General features: G+C 38.8%; 17 protein-coding genes. 8 read left to right on the forward strand and 9 right to left on the reverse strand.

Features of this window, described 5'->3' with window-relative positions:
- Positions 1-405: 405 nt before the first annotated feature.
- Complete coding sequence (locus M0Q51_05630) at positions 406-2,517, reverse strand: T9SS type A sorting domain-containing protein (protein ID MCK9399460.1); 2,112 nt, start codon at positions 2,515-2,517, stop codon at positions 406-408.
- A gap of 267 nt (positions 2,518-2,784) precedes the next feature.
- On the opposite strand from M0Q51_05630, the gene M0Q51_05635 reads away from it, so the two are divergent.
- The 8 genes from M0Q51_05635 (at position 2,785) to M0Q51_05670 (ending at position 11,270) form a co-directional block, all read left to right on the forward strand.
- Positions 2,785-2,964: a hypothetical protein gene (locus M0Q51_05635; GenBank protein MCK9399461.1), complete on the forward strand. Its 180-nt coding sequence runs from the start codon at positions 2,785-2,787 to the stop codon at positions 2,962-2,964.
- Positions 2,965-2,966: 2 nt separating this feature from the next.
- On the forward strand, positions 2,967-3,164 hold the full coding sequence (locus tag M0Q51_05640; protein MCK9399462.1) for a DUF6496 domain-containing protein: 198 nt from the start codon (positions 2,967-2,969) through the stop codon (positions 3,162-3,164).
- A gap of 136 nt (positions 3,165-3,300) precedes the next feature.
- Complete coding sequence (locus tag M0Q51_05645; GenBank protein MCK9399463.1) at positions 3,301-4,164, forward strand: endonuclease/exonuclease/phosphatase family protein; 864 nt, start codon at positions 3,301-3,303, stop codon at positions 4,162-4,164.
- Positions 4,165-4,326: 162 nt separating this feature from the next.
- Complete coding sequence (locus M0Q51_05650) at positions 4,327-5,247, forward strand: slipin family protein (protein MCK9399464.1); 921 nt, start codon at positions 4,327-4,329, stop codon at positions 5,245-5,247.
- Positions 5,248-5,679: 432 nt separating this feature from the next.
- Entirely contained in the window at positions 5,680-6,639 is a 960-nt protein-coding gene (locus M0Q51_05655) for a proline iminopeptidase-family hydrolase (GenBank protein ID MCK9399465.1), read from the forward strand.
- 48 nt (positions 6,640-6,687) lie between these two features.
- On the forward strand, positions 6,688-9,378 hold the full coding sequence (gene hpdB / locus M0Q51_05660; protein ID MCK9399466.1) for a 4-hydroxyphenylacetate decarboxylase large subunit: 2,691 nt from the start codon (positions 6,688-6,690) through the stop codon (positions 9,376-9,378).
- Positions 9,379-9,609: 231 nt separating this feature from the next.
- Positions 9,610-10,554, forward strand: a complete 945-nt coding sequence (locus M0Q51_05665) for a glycyl-radical enzyme activating protein (protein ID MCK9399467.1) — start codon at positions 9,610-9,612, stop codon at positions 10,552-10,554.
- Positions 10,555-10,757: 203 nt separating this feature from the next.
- Positions 10,758-11,270 (forward strand): cache domain-containing protein, encoded by a 513-nt coding sequence (locus tag M0Q51_05670; GenBank protein ID MCK9399468.1) that lies wholly within the window; start codon positions 10,758-10,760, stop codon positions 11,268-11,270.
- 6 nt (positions 11,271-11,276) lie between these two features.
- Here M0Q51_05670 and M0Q51_05675 read toward each other — a convergent pair whose 3' ends face one another.
- From M0Q51_05675 to M0Q51_05710, 8 genes are all read right to left on the reverse strand, one after another.
- Positions 11,277-11,870 (reverse strand): hypothetical protein, encoded by a 594-nt coding sequence (locus tag M0Q51_05675; protein ID MCK9399469.1) that lies wholly within the window; start codon positions 11,868-11,870, stop codon positions 11,277-11,279.
- 101 nt (positions 11,871-11,971) lie between these two features.
- On the reverse strand, positions 11,972-13,267 hold the full coding sequence (locus M0Q51_05680; protein ID MCK9399470.1) for a radical SAM protein: 1,296 nt from the start codon (positions 13,265-13,267) through the stop codon (positions 11,972-11,974).
- A 16-nt stretch (positions 13,268-13,283) separates the two neighbouring features.
- The gene (locus tag M0Q51_05685) at positions 13,284-13,820 is read right to left on the reverse strand and encodes a hypothetical protein (GenBank protein ID MCK9399471.1); all 537 of its coding nucleotides are present in this window, start codon (positions 13,818-13,820) and stop codon (positions 13,284-13,286) included.
- A gap of 91 nt (positions 13,821-13,911) precedes the next feature.
- Entirely contained in the window at positions 13,912-14,790 is an 879-nt protein-coding gene (locus M0Q51_05690; GenBank protein ID MCK9399472.1) for a radical SAM protein, read from the reverse strand.
- On the reverse strand, positions 14,787-15,554 hold the full coding sequence (locus M0Q51_05695; protein MCK9399473.1) for an SDR family oxidoreductase: 768 nt from the start codon (positions 15,552-15,554) through the stop codon (positions 14,787-14,789). Before M0Q51_05695 ends, M0Q51_05690 begins: the two co-directional genes overlap by 4 nt.
- A gap of 178 nt (positions 15,555-15,732) precedes the next feature.
- Complete coding sequence (locus M0Q51_05700; protein MCK9399474.1) at positions 15,733-15,882, reverse strand: hypothetical protein; 150 nt, start codon at positions 15,880-15,882, stop codon at positions 15,733-15,735.
- Positions 15,883-15,918: 36 nt separating this feature from the next.
- A complete protein-coding gene (locus M0Q51_05705; GenBank protein MCK9399475.1) occupies positions 15,919-17,247 on the reverse strand; it encodes a hypothetical protein in 1,329 nt (442 codons plus the stop codon).
- A 33-nt stretch (positions 17,248-17,280) separates the two neighbouring features.
- On the reverse strand, positions 17,281-17,685 hold the full coding sequence (locus tag M0Q51_05710) for a hypothetical protein (protein ID MCK9399476.1): 405 nt from the start codon (positions 17,683-17,685) through the stop codon (positions 17,281-17,283).
- Between the last annotated feature and the right edge of the window lie 42 nt (positions 17,686-17,727).

Raw genomic sequence — 17,727 nt, forward strand, 5'->3', positions numbered from 1 at the left:
TGCCACGAATAGGGAAATTAAGACTTGATTTTCAGCTACAAAGATAGTGATTTTTTGAGGAGAAAGCAAGGGGAAAGGCAAATAATTATAAGGGATAAATTTGCCCTAAAGTGCGAAAAAATGCCTCAGACATGTAAAATTTACAATTTCATAGATGGGAGAACCATGTAACCCATAAACTTTCCATCCTTATCATATTTATCGAATCCAGGAAGGTGATGTGATGAAAATGCCGGAAAAAGAAATCCTGTTCAATCGCTTCTATTACGGTGAAATGGATAGGGCAGAACTGACAGGGCTGGTGAAACGGCTGCTGGCAAATAAGGAATTGAGGGAGTGGTTTTTGCCATAAATAATTAATTGCCGAACTTTAAGGAAGTTTAGAACATGAGGTCATCTCACACTTTATTTGAAGACAATGAATTTCTTCTCAGTAATCACTTTTCGACCTTCTTTTAATAGTAGAAAATACATGCCGCCGGTAAGGGTGGAAATATCCAGGACACAACCCGGATGAGTGCATCCATCTAAACTATTGATCAATACACTCAACAGCAGTTGTCCTTTGAGATCAAAGATTTCAACCGCCAGGTCGCTATAACTTTTTAATCCTATATGGCTTAAATCAAAATAGAGCTTATCTTTTGCAGGATTGGGGTATAAGTGGTCTATCATCAATGTCTGCTCGTCCAGAAATGAATTATCAACCACATGGATGCTTATGGAATCAGCTTTGTAGCATCCATTTTCACCAAGGTGTACCCAAACTATATGATATCCTTCACCATAATCAATGGCTCTAAACATAAAACCCACTCCTGTTGAACCATCACTCCAGCGGATGGAGTCGGTTTGAGGATCAACAGAAAAATTTAGTGTGTCTGAAATAAAAATCAGGGTATCGCTGCCTAAATCCACCTGTGGCAGTGGCGTGATCTCTACAAAGATAGTATCCATGTCGGTGCAATAATGTTCATCGACTGCCAAAAGCGAATATAAGCCGGTTTCATTCGCCACAAAATGGTCTTCGTATGAAGCACCATTGTTCCAGGAGTAGTAATGATATCCTTCAGGGGAGGATAACAGCAGGCTTCCGCAGACGACCGTGTCTTTTCCCAGGTTAAGAAACCCCATCTCGTTGGAAAGCCTTGCTATGAATACTTCGGGAATGTCCAGGGAACTGCTGAGTGTGTCTTCTCCAAAATATATTTCTCCATTAAACCCTCCTCCAATTAGTATATTGCCACAGTGATCAAGATTCAGTGCACTGCTGTAATGAAAGTTAGTACCCTGAACAGTAATAGCCCAATTGAGGTTTCCGAAAGGGTGCAATTTTGCAATAAACAGGCCTTTCATACCTTCCCACGGCAGAATGGTATCTCCAAGGACCAGTTCGCCCTCGAAAGGAGCGCTGATATAAATCCCGTCATCCCGGTCCAGATCAAGTGAAAAATCACTCGTCCCTGTAATGTTTGGAATGGTAATATACCATTCAGGTTCCATCTGGTGGTCATATTTCACCAGTAACCGGTCATAATAGCCTACAGGATTTAACGTGTCACCCAAGATGATGAGTGGTGAATTAAAGTCACCGATCGTTATAAAATCACCATGGCTGTCGATCACCATATCAGTGAGCCAATATTGAGCGAATTTTATGTAATCCCCGGGATGGCCGTTCGCAGCGTAAGGAATGATGATGTGCGTATATGGCTCGAGATCTCCTATTATGGTGTCCCCGTTTAACAGGAACTCACCGATCACGAAAAATTGCGCATAAAGGTTATTCTCATTATCCAGAACAAGGTTATTGGTTTGCACCTCTGTGGAAGATGTACCGCAGGAAAGCCATGAGAATTCAGCATTGGCCTGAAGGGAAAGGACTGATGCAGCATAGTCGCTAAAATTCACGGTCGTATCATTATTGCCATAGATTACATAATTATCCAACAGAGGCCTGGAATGATACATACCAAGATAGATAATATCCTGGTCATCAATCTTGATGTCTCCGACCCGGTCAACGCTTGGCCCGCCGATATGGTACGCCCAGATAAATTGCCCCGAACTGTCGTATTTAGCGACAAACACGTCCCAGTTACCAAGGGAATAAAGTATCGTATCACCAAAGTCGACAGAAAAATCAAAAGTGCCCGTTACATATAGATTTTGCTGGGCATCAACCGCCATTAAGCAATCAGCAACCATCCCGTAGGGACCGGCAGGCTCCTTCTGAAGAGAAACTGCCCATCTGAAATTTCCCTCTCTGTCAAAGCTTGAAATAAAAGATCTGAAGTCTCCATCCTGACCGGAGAAAGCAGAATCTCCGATTTGGAAGTCACCCGAGTCATAAATTCCGCTGAGATAACAATTATTCGCATCATCGATCACCATGTCAACGGCCATATCCTGACATGTAGAGAACGATTGAATGCTCCATTCCCATGACTTTTCCTGGGAAAAAGAAGACAGATAACAGAAATTCAATACAAAATATAGCAGCACGATTGATCTCATGGCATTTATATATTGGTTCTTCAAAGATATGATTTATTTAATTGATAGTCAACCAACACACAATAAACTCCGAAAAAGTCTCTAAATATTTTCAAGCTATTTTTATTTGGCTTAAAATTTCCATTGGCGTCCTATCGCCAACGTTTTGTGCAATAGTATACTCTGAAATATGTGAATGATGTAACTTATTTCTAAAAATGTGTAACACTTATCGTTATAAGGGTATTCACCTTTGCATTGTGATTATCATACATAATTTAAATAAAAATGAAAAAAAATAAAATTGACCAACGCAGTCAGCAGTCTGATAGCAAGTCAAATCAACCATCAGCAGGAAAAGAAGGAGAAAATCCACAAAAAAAAACCGGCAATCCGCTTCCAAACAAACCCGTAAAAATCGACCCCACCCGCATTGATGAACCACCTCCAATTTTTAAAAACAAATAATTATGGCTAAATATTCCAAAAAAGCTCAGGACAAAGTTGAAAAGGTCATGCATGAATATAAGCATGGAGAATTAAAATCAGGCAAGGGCGGTAAAGGTGGAATTGTAAAAAGCCGCAAGCAGGCAATAGCCATCGCTCTAAGTGAAGCGCGACAAGCAGGAGCAAAAGTTCCTAAGAAAAAAATTCTTAATCAAGAATAAAAAGAACAATTCTTAAAAACAAATCCAGGTGGAACTAAACTAACACGCTATACACCATTGCCTATCCACATCCCTACTGGTGTGTTTATAGGACCACAGGGATGGCGGGTGTAAGGGAGCAGCAATAATTTTTTAGATGAGAGCTACAATCATTTATCTATTTTTTGTACTATTTATTTTAATTTCCTGTAACAAGGAACCATATGATTATGAAAATAATAGGACTTCATATTTTAAAAACATTAATAAACAATCTTATAATGATTCGATAATTATTTGTGTTACTTATAACATACATTTAGGATTTAAGGCAATTCAAGACCCTTGGGAAAAAGAAGAAATTGGCGCTAATAAAGCACAAATTCAAAACATAGCCGATGTATTAAAACAGATTAATCCTGATATCATTGCATTACAAGAAGTTCCAAGAAATCGTTATAATGCAGAGGTTAAAAATTTTCTTGAAGAGTTAGCTGCTAAATTGAATATGAATTATGCTTTTGGAGCACATGGATATAACGATCCTTATGGAATTTATCCAGTATATGGAGAATGGGGAACCGCAATATTGACAAAGTATAAGATACTTAATATTAATAATATAGAAGTAGAATACGTTGACAAATGGCAAAAGCGTAGTATACTAGATGCTAAAATTGAAATTAATAATTCGACTACTTTACATACTATGTCATTGCATTATTTGCCTATTCAAGAAGGTATTCCGAATACTGCTCATTATTTAAAACAGATTAATGAACCGGTTATTTTGTTGGGTGACTTTAATTATACTGGTGAAATAAATGAATTTAAAGAAATTGGGTTAAATGATGTAGATTCGACGTATGAAAAAAACTGGATTGATAGAATTTTTTATTCCAAAAGTTATTTTAAAAACATAGAATTTGGAAGTTTGATTGATTCACTTTGGGTATCAGATCATTCTGCAAATTATGGGATAATAAAAATAAAAAAATACAACTCTATATTAATACCTTAGAGAGGTTTTTTATTTTTAGGGAAGCCTGGGGTATAATTTTATTTTAAGAATCTTATAAACTTATCTTCCTGAAATTGAATATATTTCAAAAAAAAGTGGTATCTTTATCTTTTTTAGAATGTCCAAAATAATGCCTGTTTATGAACCTAAATTATGGAGGGAATGGAAATGAGAAGTTTTAACACTTTTGCAGCAATGATCTTCGTACTTATCCTGGCCATCGGTGGAGGATTAGCTTATTATTCGTACAGCGGTCCGGCTGATGCTGGTAGAATTGTGGGTATCATCGTCATAACCTTTATTATCGCCATTACTGTTTCATCCGCAATTAAAGTCGCGGATCAGTGGGAAAAGGCGGTGGTATTGCGGTTGGGTAAATTCCGTGTCATTGAGGGTCCCGGACTGTTTTTTATCATCCCGGTAATCGATGCTGTCCGTTTCTGGATTGATACCCGCGTGATCACGACAACTTTCAAGACAGAAAAAACCCTGACCAAAGATACGGTCCCGGTAGATGTAGATGCGGTCCTGTTCTGGAAAGTGATCGACTCAAAAAAAGCAGCTCTCGATGTAGCCGATTATCAAAGTGCCATAAGCTGGGCATCGCAAACAGCCCTAAGGGATGTAATCGGCAAGACTATGCTTTCGGATATGCTCGAAGGCAGGGAAAAAATCAGTGCAGAGCTTCAAAAGATCATTGACGAGCGCACCGAGCCTTGGGGAGTCAACGTTATTTCGGTGGAGGTTAAGGATGTACTGATTCCACCGGCACTGGAGGATGCCATGTCGATGCAGGCACAGGCAGAAAGAGAACGGCAGGCCCGTGTAATACTGGGAGATTCGGAACGGCAGGTAGCGGAAAAGTTCGGGGATGCAGCTAAGACTTATATTGATAATCCTATCGCTCTTCACCTGAGAGCAATGAATATGCTTTATGAAGGTTTAAAGCAAAATGCCACCATCGTGATCGTTCCAAGTTCGGCAGTAGAATCTATGCAATTAGGTGGCCTTAGCGGGTTAACTGCATTGACCATGGAGTTAAAAAAAGAACAGGCGGATAAAGAGAAGGAAAATAATCCCTGATCACTCCGTAAGTAAGCGCATTCAGGCGAGTTGAAACCGGAAATATTTTTAGAAAATCCTCCGGAGTTCAAAGAAAAGATTTTATATTTACATTATCAAACTCAACCAAAGCAAGATTGTTTAACTCAACAACTTACTCAAATTCGTTCAACAACAAGCGTTCGGTCGTGTTTGCCATGATATTCCCGCTCATACATTCACCATGGGGAATTTCCTAAACTACCAAACCCCACAAGATGAAATTGGCCTTATTGATTTCGATCATATGTACTGCTATCTGGAGTATTTAAAGAATTTTATTGTTGATTTATCAGAGACTAACTGTGATTTTACAGTCCGATAAAAATCTGTCTGTTAGCGTTCAATGGAAAAACAGCAATTGGAATAAAGCGGAAACAAATAAATGAGTTGTAACCTTTAAGAGGAATAATTATGAAAACCAATTTGATTTTGACATTGACAATGATTATGACATTGTTTTCGTGCGGGTCCAAAAATGAGGATGATGCTCCTTCAATAAAAGAAGGTATGATAAATGTCACAGGAGGTCAGGTATGGTACAGGATCGTAGGTGCAGATAAAACAGGTATTCCGTTGCTTACATTGCATGGCGGGCCCGGAGCTCCCCATGACTATCTTGAGACGCTGGAGGCACTTGCTGACGAGCGTCCGGTAATTTTCTATGATCAGCTTGGATGCGGCAATTCCGATAAACCTTCGGATAGCACTTTGTGGAATGTAGCACGTTTCGTGGAAGAACTGGAGCAGGTGCGCACAGCGTTAAATCTCGAAAAGGTTCACATCATGGGCCAATCATGGGGAACTATGCTTGCAGTTGAATATGTGCTTCGGAAAAAACCGGAAGGTATTGTAAGCCTGATTCTCTCCGGCCCCTTTTTAAATGCTCCGAAATGGATTGCCGACCAACAAATATGGATTTCACAACTTCCGCAGAACATCCAGGATACAATCAGAAAGTACGAAGAAAATGGAAATTTCGCATCTCCCTCATACCAGGACGCCATGATGTATTATTATCGTCAACATGTCTGCCGGCTTGACCCCTGGCCCGATTGCCTGAATAGGGCGATGGAAAAATTTGGAAAAGATGTGTACGAATATATGTGGGGCCCCAGTGAATTTACCGCGATGGGTACATTGAAGAATGCGGACCTGAGTGAACAGCTGAGCCTGATCACGGTTCCAACCTTATTTACCTGCGGCGAATTTGATGAAGCCACTCCCGCTACCACAATGTTTTACCAGAGTAAACTCCCCGGTTCTGAAATATACATTTTCCAGAACGCATCTCACGAACATCATCTTGAAAAGCCAGATGAATATAATCTGGTTGTCAAAAACTTTCTTAAAAAGGTTGAGGTGACAGAATAGAATATGGCCCTAAATTATTGGTTGTATAATAATTTGATATTTAGTATTATGACAGAAAATCAAGATTGTGTACAATGTTCCACTGATATTTATAACTATTATGGAACAAAGCCGGAAGGCGAGATTCAAACAAGAGAGGCAAAAAAAGCACCCACACAACGTGTTGAAAAGGCACGCCAGATGTATTTTGAAACAAAGTCATCTGCATCAGTTGAGTTTCCCTATTGGTATACACGACGATGGGAAGAAGTGGAAGGTGAGGTTCCAATAATAAGAAGAGCCGAAGCGTTAAAGGCAGGATTCGGACATTTAACTCCAGCCATATTACCGGGAGAATTACTGGCTATGAGAAAAGCAAATTATTTGCGTGGTTCTTATCCTATGCCATGGCTGTCGGAAGCGTTCTTTCTGGCTAAAGAAGATGAATTATACAAAGAAGCTCAAAAATCAGGAAAAGTAAGTGCCGATGAAGTAACCACCATGGGACAAGGTGGTGGAAATGTAACAAAAAGTGTAGGTAATGTAATTTCCATTGCCGGTAAATTTGGTCTGCGAAAAGAAGAAATGCCGATTTTAATAAAAACTGCAAAAAAATGGTTTAACAAATCAGTTGATGATGTAGGTCATAAATACGAGCAGCTTGTTCCCGACTATAATACAAAAGAGGAGATAATGCGTGCCGTAATATGTATGTTCGATTCAGGATACACACTTCCGCAAGGCAGAGAAGTAATGAATTATTATTATCCTTTACAATTTGGAATCGAAGGGATAAAAAACATTTGCAAAGAAAAACAAGACCAAACAGCCGGTTATCCTGACATGGACAGATTGTACTTTTATAAAGCCGTTTATATAATGCTTGAAGGTCTTCAAACGTGGATAATGAATTATGCTAAAGAAGCTCGCTTCATGGCTTCGCTTGAGGATAATCAGACTCAAAAAGAAGAATATCTTGATATTGCTGAGCGATTAGAATGGCTAACGAAAAACAAGCCTAGAACTTTTCACGATTCACTTCAATTAGTGTGGATATTTCATGTTGCTGTCCTTAACGAAGATGCAATTTCAGGCTTATCACCGGGTCGTCTGGGGCAGGTTCTTTACCCTTTCTGGAAACAGGATATGGACCAAGGCATTCTTACAAAAGAATGCACAATTGAGCTTCTTGAGTGTATGCGCATGAAATTCACAGAATTAGACTGTTTCGCGTCAATGGGCGTAGTTGGTGGAGTTTTAAGCGGAAATACGTTTAACAATCTGTGCATTGGTGGATTAGATAAAGATGGAGATAGTGCAGCAAATGAATTAGAAATGCTTATCCTTGAGTCAGCTATGTCTTGCGATACTCCTCAACCAACACTTAGTCTGCTTTATGATGAAAAATTACCCGAAGAATTTTTATTAAAGGGCATTGAATGTACTAAAATTGGAACAGGATATCCTGCATGGATAAACAATAGGGTTGCAATGGAGTTTCTTCTTAACAATTTCAAAAAAGAAGGTATGCAACTCGAAGAAGCAAGAGCATGGGCGATTGGAGGTTGTCTTGAAACTTCACCGGGAAGCTGGATGCCTCTTGAACTTAACGAAGAAACATATTTTATACCAGGCGGTTCCGCACCTGCAACAAGTGTTGGTGTACATTTTATTTCCCTTCCAAAAGTACTCGAAGCAGTTTTATTTGATGGCCTGGACAAACGAACAGGAAGACGTGTTTATCCTGCACATGGTTCCAAATTAGAGTCGTATGAAGAAATATGGACTGTTTTTAAAAAGTATTTTAGCATTACGGTTGAAGTATTGACCCTTGCAAACAATATACAGCACGACATTTGGGGTAAAATTTCTCCCTCAATTATAAATAGCATGCTGAAACCGGATTGTTTGGAAGTGGGGAAAGATATCAGTCATAAAGGTTGCCGGTACAACAGAACGTTTAATGTTGAAATTTGCGGAGGTGTAAATCTTGTAAATTCATTAGCATCAATAAAGAAAAATGTTATTGATGAGAAAAAATTATCACTACAAGAACTCAAAGCTGCAATAGAATCAAATTTCGGTTATCTATCGGCATTAGAAACCGGTTCATATAGCTTAATTGAACAAGTTAAAACCAAAAACTATATGGATTGGCTGAAAATTCATAAACTTTGCCTTGATGCTCCCAAATATGGAAATGATGATAAATATGTCGACAACATTTTTAAAGAATGGCAAATATGGTTTAGCAAAATGTGTGAAAATTACCGTTCACTTTATGACAAACCTATGTATTCATGTCAAATATCAGTATCAACACATGCGCCAATGGGAGCTGTAACGTTAGCAACTCCTGACGGAAGATTATGTGGAACTACTTTTGCCGATGGATCTGTTTCTGCTTATCCGGGATCTGATAAAAATGGTCCTTATGCATTATTCAATTCTGCAACTTGTTACAATCATGCTTTATCTCAGAATTCTCAGCTGAATATGAAAATCCATCCTTCGGTTGTTAAGGGAAGGGAAGGTTCACGGAAGTTTTTAGAAATGATAAAAGCTTACCTTCGTAAAGGAGCGTTCCACATTCAGTTCAATATTGTTGATTCCAGAATGCTTAAAGATGCACAAAAAAATCCTGAAAAATACAGGGGACTAATGGTGCGGGTAGCAGGATTTACTCAATATTGGGTTGAACTCGGGAAACAAATACAAGATGAAGTTATTGCGCGAACAGAGTATGAACAAATAGGATAAAATTAATAAATGTGATACACTACGATTGTAAATATTACCTTAACACAGATGTTTTTAAAGGCATTTGTAAAAGAGATAAAAGCAACATAAATGCCGACGATGAAGCATGTAATAATTTTGAAAAAGCACAGAAATGTAAACATTGTTCAAATTTTTTATTATACGGTAACGATTGGGGAACATGCATGAGCAAATATGAAGCTTATCCGGAAATGAACGCAGTTACATGCAATGATTTTAAACAATAACCATTCCGATTCTAAAGGTTATATATTCGATATTCAGGGACTGTCAGTACATGATGGTCCCGGATGTCGAACATCAATATTTTTGAATGGATGCACCATGAATTGTTTTTGGTGTTCTAATCCGGAAGGCATCAATAGGAAACCTTCGCTATTGTATTTTTCTTCAAAATGCATTGCTTGCGGTAATTGCATAAGCAATTGCTCGCAAAATGCAATTAGAATCGAAAATGAAAAACTTAAAATTTCCAGGCAACTTTGTGCTGTATGCGAAAAACAAAGTTGTATTGATGAGTGTTTTACCGATGCATTGAGATTAAGCGGATATGAAATTACAGTTTCAAAGCTCTTTGAAATTATCCAGCGCGACAGACAATTTTGGGGCAGTGCAGGCGGAATAACATTAACAGGTGGAGAACCATTATTGCAGATAGATTTTGTAAAAGAAATACTTTCTAAATGTCACCATGCCTATATTCACACTGCTATCGAGACCTGCGGTAATATTCCATGGAAAAACTTTCAAGCTGTTATTCCGTACATTGATTGGATTTTCTTCGACCTTAAACATCTTAATAGTCAGGAACACAAAAAGGCCACAAATGCCGGCAATTCACTGATTTTAGAAAATGCGAAACTACTTTCAAAAGAATTTGACGGAAGACTAGTATTTCGACTTCCATTAATTCCCGATTTTAACGATTCGAAAGAAGACATCGACTCAATTATTTCATTTATTAAAAAAACAGGAAGAAATGAAATCAACATTTTGCCTTTACATCATTTAGGCAGGGAGAAGTATCCAATGCTTAATAATAATTATCTTGGGAGCAACTTTCCTATTCCGACAAATGAAAAATTAAGGGATATTGAAAAAGCATTTAAAGCATATGGTATTGATTGTTATATAGGTAGTGAAACTCCTTTTTAATGATATTTAGAAACAATGAACCATATATCCAAATGATTTCAATATTATTCTATATTTTTCTTACAGGTTTTCTCTTTAAGTTTTCCATAGCCAACTATCTAATGATTTTTTGGATTTGCCATCTTTATATTATATTTTTGTAAAAATGATAAAGAATATTGTTTTGCAACATTTTTAATAGCAACTATAAAAAAGGAGGAAATATGAAAAGGGCATTGATGACAGTTCTTGTGGTTCTTTCGAGTGTGGTCTCATTATGTCAGCTTGCGTGTGCACAGGCTGAAAAACCGGCAGGTTCGGCAGCACAGGATCTGCTGGTCAAGTGTGAGGTCGAAACAGCGGTCAGCATGCTTCAGGCAATTTTCACAAAATATCAACAGGGGGAAATGACCCTTGAGCAGGCAAAGAAACTTGGCGCCGACCTTTTGCGGGAACTTAGTTATGGTACCGGAGGATATTTCTGGGCCGATACGGAGGAAGGCGTTAATGTGGTTTTGTATGGCCGAAAGGATGTGGAGGGAAGAAACCGGCTTGAGGATAAGGATCAACAAGGCACGTTTTTCGTAAAGGAATTCCTTGCAAAAGGTAAAGCCGGTGGCGGATATGTCGAGTACTTGTTTCCAAGGGAGGGCCAGACTACGGCCCAACCTAAGCGATCATACGTACTCCTGTTCAAACCATTCGGATGGGTTGTCGGCAGCGGATACTATCTCTGAAAAATCCTATAAAACCTGATCAATCCGTAGATCATCAATCCAGAAAATGCCGGGTTTTAAAATGTTTAATTCAAACCTGATCGCATTCATCTTTTCAGGAATTTCATATTTATATTCATATAGCTGCCAATTGTCTATTGTTTCATCTGATTTGACTATCGTTTCATATTGCCCCGTTGAATAACCCACACCACCAATTCGTACATGAAAACCACTTCCATTATTTTTAACCCAGAAACTAATCTTATAAGATTCGTCTGGTTTAGCAGGGAATTCATTGCAAAATCCGGGAGAATACCACCCACCAGCAGAAGAACATTCCCGGACTATGAATTTCAATGATTGCTTTCCCTCCTTGAATTCAATAGAATCAACAATTATTTCAAAATCTCCTGTAGGAACCGTTTTTGGCGTGTAAAGGAGCCAATTTACAGGTAATCCTGACTTTGTAAATTCAAAGCTGCCATTCATTCCGGCCATTTTATCTACAACTATTTCACTCATTTGATGAATGGCATAATCACAACTATTTATTATAATTATTACAGCAAGAGCCAATATATTGACTAGCTTATCGGATCTGGAAATTGTTGATCTCATCTTGTTAACATTTAATGGTTTTTGCTTTATAACATTATATCAAACAATTAATTTACTGTGACTTGTGTTTATTTGTCATATCAAACTAATTTCAGAAAGATTTACAAAACCACCTTCTCCGGCCAGGGATTATATTTTGAAGTGCCCCAGAGTTTGCTGATATAATCGATGGAGAAAAAATCTTCAAAAGCATGGATCCAATACGTGCCTTTATCGGACAAACAAATCTGATCGCTGCCATTTGTTAAATAACCTAGTCGCGACAGCATTTTAATCTGTTTCCCATATTTCTGGTCAAAACTTACACCAAACCGATCCTGGAAATCGCTTTTTCTGAATTTGGTTTCATAAATCCGCCAATACAGCCAACCTGCCATCTGCATTTCTTCAGACAGATCAAGTGACAAAGCAATTGGCGACTTTCCTTCATTGATAGCCTTAATGTACTCTGCAACATTAAACGTGTTTACATAGAAAACATCTTTCAAATAAGAACCTCCGCTTGCCCCCAGCCCAAGGTACAGAGGCACGGTAACAGAACAATATTTAGCTATTCCTTTTTTCGTGAATGCCCATACTGATGACCGCTCAAACCCGGAATCATAAAAGATATCCTCCAGAATTCCCAGTAATTTCCTGCGACGAAACATTGTAGCAATTGCATTTCCATTATTATTAGATTCTCTTCCCAGGCGTGTATAAGGAAATCTGAATAAGGGATAAGTCGCTACCTGGTGTATGCCCAGGTTCACCATATCATGGCCTGCTTGTTCAACCTCCGCAGCAGTCTGGCCGGGCAAATCAAACATATAATCGATATTCACACACTCGAAGTTTCTTCCCACTGCCCGCTCAACGCTTTTTTTCACTTCTGCAACCGTGTAAGGCCTCTCAATGGACTTCAGATGCCGGTCCTGCAAGGCTTCAACGCCAATACTCAGATACCTGACACCCATCGCCTCTATTGCATCTAGATTTTTATGTGTCAGGTGATTCGGATGGCTTTCCATATGAACATGGCATTGCATATTAAAATGCTTGTAAATATGATCAATGATCTGCTCCATTCCATTTCCAATCATCGTGGTTGGCGTGCCTCCTCCGATATAGAAACTGGTAACCGGTTTATTGCTTAGAAGGGGAATGTAGGAATCTATTTCTTTTATAAGGGCATTTTTATAATTCCGGCACGATTCATACCTGAAAATCTCCTTATTATATGGACAATACGGACAAATTTGATTGCAGAACGGAATATGGAGATAAATACCGGCTTCCTGAATGTCCCTGATTTTTTCAGCCAGTAATTCTTGGGATGGAATATTGCGGTCAAAGATTACCTTGTCCTGCCCGGTGAAGTTTTTACTAATCCTATTTCTTAAATAATCAGTGATCATAGCGTGAGATCGTTTATTAATTATCAGGCAATGATGACCAGCTACAGTGTTCAAGGGCATATTCCGAAAACAGGTACATGAAGTTTATTGCTTCTTTTTTCACCCTGTTCAGATATACTTTTGTTAAAGATGATTCTGCAAGCCTGCATTGCTGATAGTATTCCACTATAACATATTCCTCCTGCTTTTTAACCTGGTAAAAACCTGAAGACGAAATCAGCCGGGGCATTATCGTTTGGTTATTCTGACTTGATACCAGGGTAAAATCCACTCTTTGTTTTTCTTCATCAAGTTTCCTGTACCAAACTGTCGTATTTTCAAAAAAGATAAATTTCTGATAGGTATAACTGATTTGGTTCCAGTTACTGCCCTGGTCAATTAACACGACTTCTTTTGCATCCATTGCCAGTGAGCGAATATGTTCATAGTTAAAAGATATTTCAAGTAGACATTTCGGGTTAGCATTTATCTTGAAGCTGCTATAAAATGAGTAGCTGGAGTCGGTTTGGGTATATATGTATTTAATATCAATTTCTTCTTCCGCAAAGGCCATTAAAGGTATTAATGCAGAAAAGAGTGCTAATGCAAAACTTATTATATTTTTCCCATGCATCATCAATATTGTCAAAGCCCGTTTTTAAAATTTAAAAATATTTCAGTGCATTAACTATAGCGCCGGGTTTAAGTTTAAGCGTCTGATCAATTTCTGCGTAACTTAAATAACCGCAATCTTCACATACTTCACCATTATTGTTTTCCCTGCAACAGGTATAATAATTACCATCCTCATAGACGCTGCATATATCCAGGTTTTTCTTCCAGTTGTTTCTGATTGCAGATTTAAGTCCGGCAGAAGAATTTAGTATGTTATATTTACCTTTCAGTTTCAGCAGGTTCACTAAAATTTCATTTTTTGCCTCCATATCAAGGTAAAGCTCATCATATCCGTAGTAAGGTGTATGGAAGTAAAAGAATGTGCCTTTGATTTGTGGGAACCTGCTTACATATTCACAAAAACCAGCTATATCTTCTTTATTTACTGAATTTATCGTATAGTTGATATAAATCGAAGGATGATTTGATTGCTGAATATTGTCCATTATTTTATCAAAGGATTTCCCCCTCAATGTGTCATGTGTATCATGCAGTCCGTCGACGCTCACAAAAATTGTATTAGCACCCGATTCTATTGGTCGTGTGCCATTGGTATAAATAATAACTGAATAATATCCCTTCTTTTTCGCATAGTCAACAATGTCTTCCATGTTGTAAGAATGATCATACCATATCATTGGTTCCCCGCCCTCTAAATAAAGGCAACGCCCTCCTTCAGCATAAAAAGTATCAATGACCTGAACCGATTCGTCAAAACTCATGGTTGCCGGCGGACGATCAATCACAGTGCAATGACGGCACCGAAGGTTACATTTATTATGAAGTACAAGGCCGCATATCAGCGGGTTTGCCTTTCCCCTCAGCCAATAATTTGCCAGATATTTTATTCCAAAGATGACTTGTTTCATAAGTGGTTATTTTTCATTCCTGTCAGCCGGGTAACGAGATTTCGCGGGATAAACCGAATTAGAAATACCTGGATCTTATTAGTCGTTCCGGGTATTACGACTCTTTTACCTTTCATTAAGGCTTCATATCCGATTTTAGCGACCCTGGAAGCATCCATTACAGGAAAGAAGAAAGATTTCCTCCTCTTGGTAAAATCCTGAAAAGCCGTTTTAGTCCCACCAGGGCATAAAGCCGTAACAGTAACTCCTGAACCTTGCACTTCTTCGGCAACAGCTTCTGAGAAACTCATTACAAAGTTCTTTGCTGCGCAATAAACGGCATTATATGGACCAGGCACAAATGAACCTGTTGAACCAATATTTAGTATCCTTCCCTTTCCCTGTTCTAACATACCAGGAAGAAACAATTTTGTAAGCTGGCTGTGAGTTATGCATTGCAATTGAATCATTTTCTGCTCATCTTCCCAGGACGTTTTGGAAAAAGCGCCTTTTACATAAAAGCCTGCATTATTAACCAGGTAATCTACAGAAATTGATTTCTCCAGAACGAGTCGGAAAATTTCTCCGGCAGCATCGGGATGACTTAAATCGATGGGAATAATACAGACATGAATCTTATAATTATTTATCAAGCTATCAGCTAATTGAGCTAATTTGTTTTCCTGCCTGGCGACAAGAATCAGATTATGCCCGTTTTTAGCGAATAGCAGGGCTAATTCATAACCAATGCCTTTGGAAGCTCCGGTGATCAGAGCATAATTCATTTCTCATTTCTCATTTTGCTGTTATCTTTTCTTAAATACCAACTAATAATAAAGAATGAACTGAGTATCACCAACACTATTGTTAATAGAAAAGTGACTAAAAAGAAGTTAGGTGTCCCGAAATTAAAGAAACACAAATACACCAAACAAAATAGCAGCAATCAGACTAACAGGGATGCTATATATAAAAGACATTAAAGGGTTGTAAACCAGAACTATAGTCCAATAAATATCCTATGATTGTTAATAATAAGCCGTAGATACTTCCGGCAATCGCAGCAAGCCACATGCCTGTGCGAGTAATGGTTTTTAGTTTATATTCATTCATAATTTTCGATTTTATAGGATGCGCTTCCGGCACGTTTTAATTCCTGATACAACGAACAGAAAAACCTATAGTACCATCTCCACCCGTATACCTCTGGATCATGGCCTGATTCCAGTCCATATTGCGGTAGAATTTCTGTAATGGATGAGAACTCCAGAAATAAGCTTTATATCCAATGCCCCAGAAAGCATTCTGAACAAAATATCCTCCGGGAAGAGCTGTAAAACCGAAAGCGTCTGTTGCTCCCGTATTCGGATACACCCAGTATGTTGTACCCGTTTGCTTGAGATTTCCGCCTGCATTGGTGCCTCTCCAACTATTAATTCCCCACACCGGATCCCCTATTTCATATCCGCTGTCTGCGGCGCCTTCCAGTATCTGCCATTCCAGATCGCCTGGTACGTGAAAACCTTCCGGACAGATACCCTGCCCTTCATCTTCATTGGTATACTTCATCATTTCATCCCAGAAATACAAACCTCCCGCAATATTGCAGTAATAATCATCATCCCCCATACAGTATTTTTCGATGATGTCGTTGTCAGTCTGAACCTGCGTGGACGGGATCATTATCCCCGCGTTCATGTTCTCTCTGATCCAGCACTGGCTAAATATCTGGATGGTATGATACCATTGTCCGTCATAATATACCGAATCCACACCCGGACAGGGAATATTCGTGGCAAATTGAAATACATAGTCCTGGCTTGTTTCCGGGGAATCAAGGAATCCGGATTCCAGAGTATCAGCGTAACCGATAAACATTAGCTCATCACCCGGGCTGAATGGAAACTCCTGGATAGCAGGACTGCTTTTTAAGGGAGTATCATTATTACCACTTCCCATATACTCCAGCGAGCAAGGCCTGCCGGAACCCGAACCGGTATTCAGGATCTTTATGGTTTTGCTGATACCTTCCCAACTGGCGGTGAAAAAATTAAGCTTTTCGCCTGTCGGTTCAAACTGGAATGTGTGATAACCCTTCTCCAGCATTCTTTCTGAAGTAATGAGCCGGTGACCAAGGACATCTGTAACGGTCAAACTGACTTTGTCCTTTTCCGGGACGTACACGCCGATAGTGGTTCGGTTTGCCACAGGGTTCGGAAAGTTCTGCGTCACCCTGAACTCATTGAGCAGATCCGGTTTTTCGTTGATGCCAACATAGTTCAAAACGAGCACCGTGTCAGGATAATATAAAATTGTATCTCCTCCCTGGGTGAGGTTCTTCACTTTGATGTTGCTTAATTGAAAATATGAAGTGTCGTTGACACTTGTGAAGGTCAATTCAATAGCCGGCCTTTGCCCGTAAGAATTTGCAATACAAGCAAATGCCACTAGTATTAGAATGCATGTAAGCTTTTTCATGTTATTAAGGTTAATAAATTAAAAAAAATGTTTTTATCTCATCACAAACGGAACAATGATGGCTATAATACCGGTACATACAACTACCATGATAAACAGGTTATACCTCACGCTGTAACTGCTGAGCAACGATTCATCGTAATATTTGTCGACCTTCTGGTCTTTGTACATGGTAATTAAACCTTTTAACAGTTTTGTCCGCGTCTGTTTTCCTTTCAGTAAACCGAAAATGGCTACAATGTTGATCAGGATGACCAACCCGACAAAAATGAACATCACCATCACTATGGTATCATCCGTTCGTGATTTTTCCACCATACCCGCATTGACAGCAAGGGTAATCAGGTTCAGAGCAATAGATGAAAGGATAAAAATGATATCCGTTTTCGCACTCTGCTGCAGCTCAGAGATGATGTGCTTGTGTACATGTTCTAACATGGCTTGTTCCTCCTATTTTAATTATGTTTCGTATAAATGTAA

Source organism: Bacteroidales bacterium, assembly GCA_023229505.1.
GTDB lineage: Bacteria > Bacteroidota > Bacteroidia > Bacteroidales > JAGOPY01 > JAGOPY01.

Excerpts from the sequence above, each read along its gene's own strand:
- M0Q51_05630 (MCK9399460.1), bottom strand. The coding sequence starts at position 2,517 with ATGAGATCAATCGTGCTGCTATATTTTGTATTGAATTTCTGTTATCTG.
- M0Q51_05635 (MCK9399461.1), top strand. The coding sequence starts at position 2,785 with ATGAAAAAAAATAAAATTGACCAACGCAGTCAGCAGTCTGATAGCAAG.
- M0Q51_05640 (MCK9399462.1), top strand. The coding sequence starts at position 2,967 with ATGGCTAAATATTCCAAAAAAGCTCAGGACAAAGTTGAAAAGGTCATG.
- M0Q51_05645 (MCK9399463.1), top strand. The coding sequence starts at position 3,301 with ATGAGAGCTACAATCATTTATCTATTTTTTGTACTATTTATTTTAATT.
- M0Q51_05650 (MCK9399464.1), top strand. The coding sequence starts at position 4,327 with ATGGAAATGAGAAGTTTTAACACTTTTGCAGCAATGATCTTCGTACTT.
- M0Q51_05655 (MCK9399465.1), top strand. The coding sequence starts at position 5,680 with ATGAAAACCAATTTGATTTTGACATTGACAATGATTATGACATTGTTT.
- hpdB (MCK9399466.1), top strand. The coding sequence starts at position 6,688 with ATGACAGAAAATCAAGATTGTGTACAATGTTCCACTGATATTTATAAC.
- M0Q51_05665 (MCK9399467.1), top strand. The coding sequence starts at position 9,610 with ATGATTTTAAACAATAACCATTCCGATTCTAAAGGTTATATATTCGAT.
- M0Q51_05670 (MCK9399468.1), top strand. The coding sequence starts at position 10,758 with ATGAAAAGGGCATTGATGACAGTTCTTGTGGTTCTTTCGAGTGTGGTC.
- M0Q51_05675 (MCK9399469.1), bottom strand. The coding sequence starts at position 11,870 with ATGAGATCAACAATTTCCAGATCCGATAAGCTAGTCAATATATTGGCT.
- M0Q51_05680 (MCK9399470.1), bottom strand. The coding sequence starts at position 13,267 with ATGATCACTGATTATTTAAGAAATAGGATTAGTAAAAACTTCACCGGG.
- M0Q51_05685 (MCK9399471.1), bottom strand. The coding sequence starts at position 13,820 with ATGGCCTTTGCGGAAGAAGAAATTGATATTAAATACATATATACCCAA.
- M0Q51_05690 (MCK9399472.1), bottom strand. The coding sequence starts at position 14,790 with ATGAAACAAGTCATCTTTGGAATAAAATATCTGGCAAATTATTGGCTG.
- M0Q51_05695 (MCK9399473.1), bottom strand. The coding sequence starts at position 15,554 with ATGAATTATGCTCTGATCACCGGAGCTTCCAAAGGCATTGGTTATGAA.
- M0Q51_05700 (MCK9399474.1), bottom strand. The coding sequence starts at position 15,882 with ATGAATGAATATAAACTAAAAACCATTACTCGCACAGGCATGTGGCTT.
- M0Q51_05705 (MCK9399475.1), bottom strand. The coding sequence starts at position 17,247 with ATGAAAAAGCTTACATGCATTCTAATACTAGTGGCATTTGCTTGTATT.
- M0Q51_05710 (MCK9399476.1), bottom strand. The coding sequence starts at position 17,685 with ATGTTAGAACATGTACACAAGCACATCATCTCTGAGCTGCAGCAGAGT.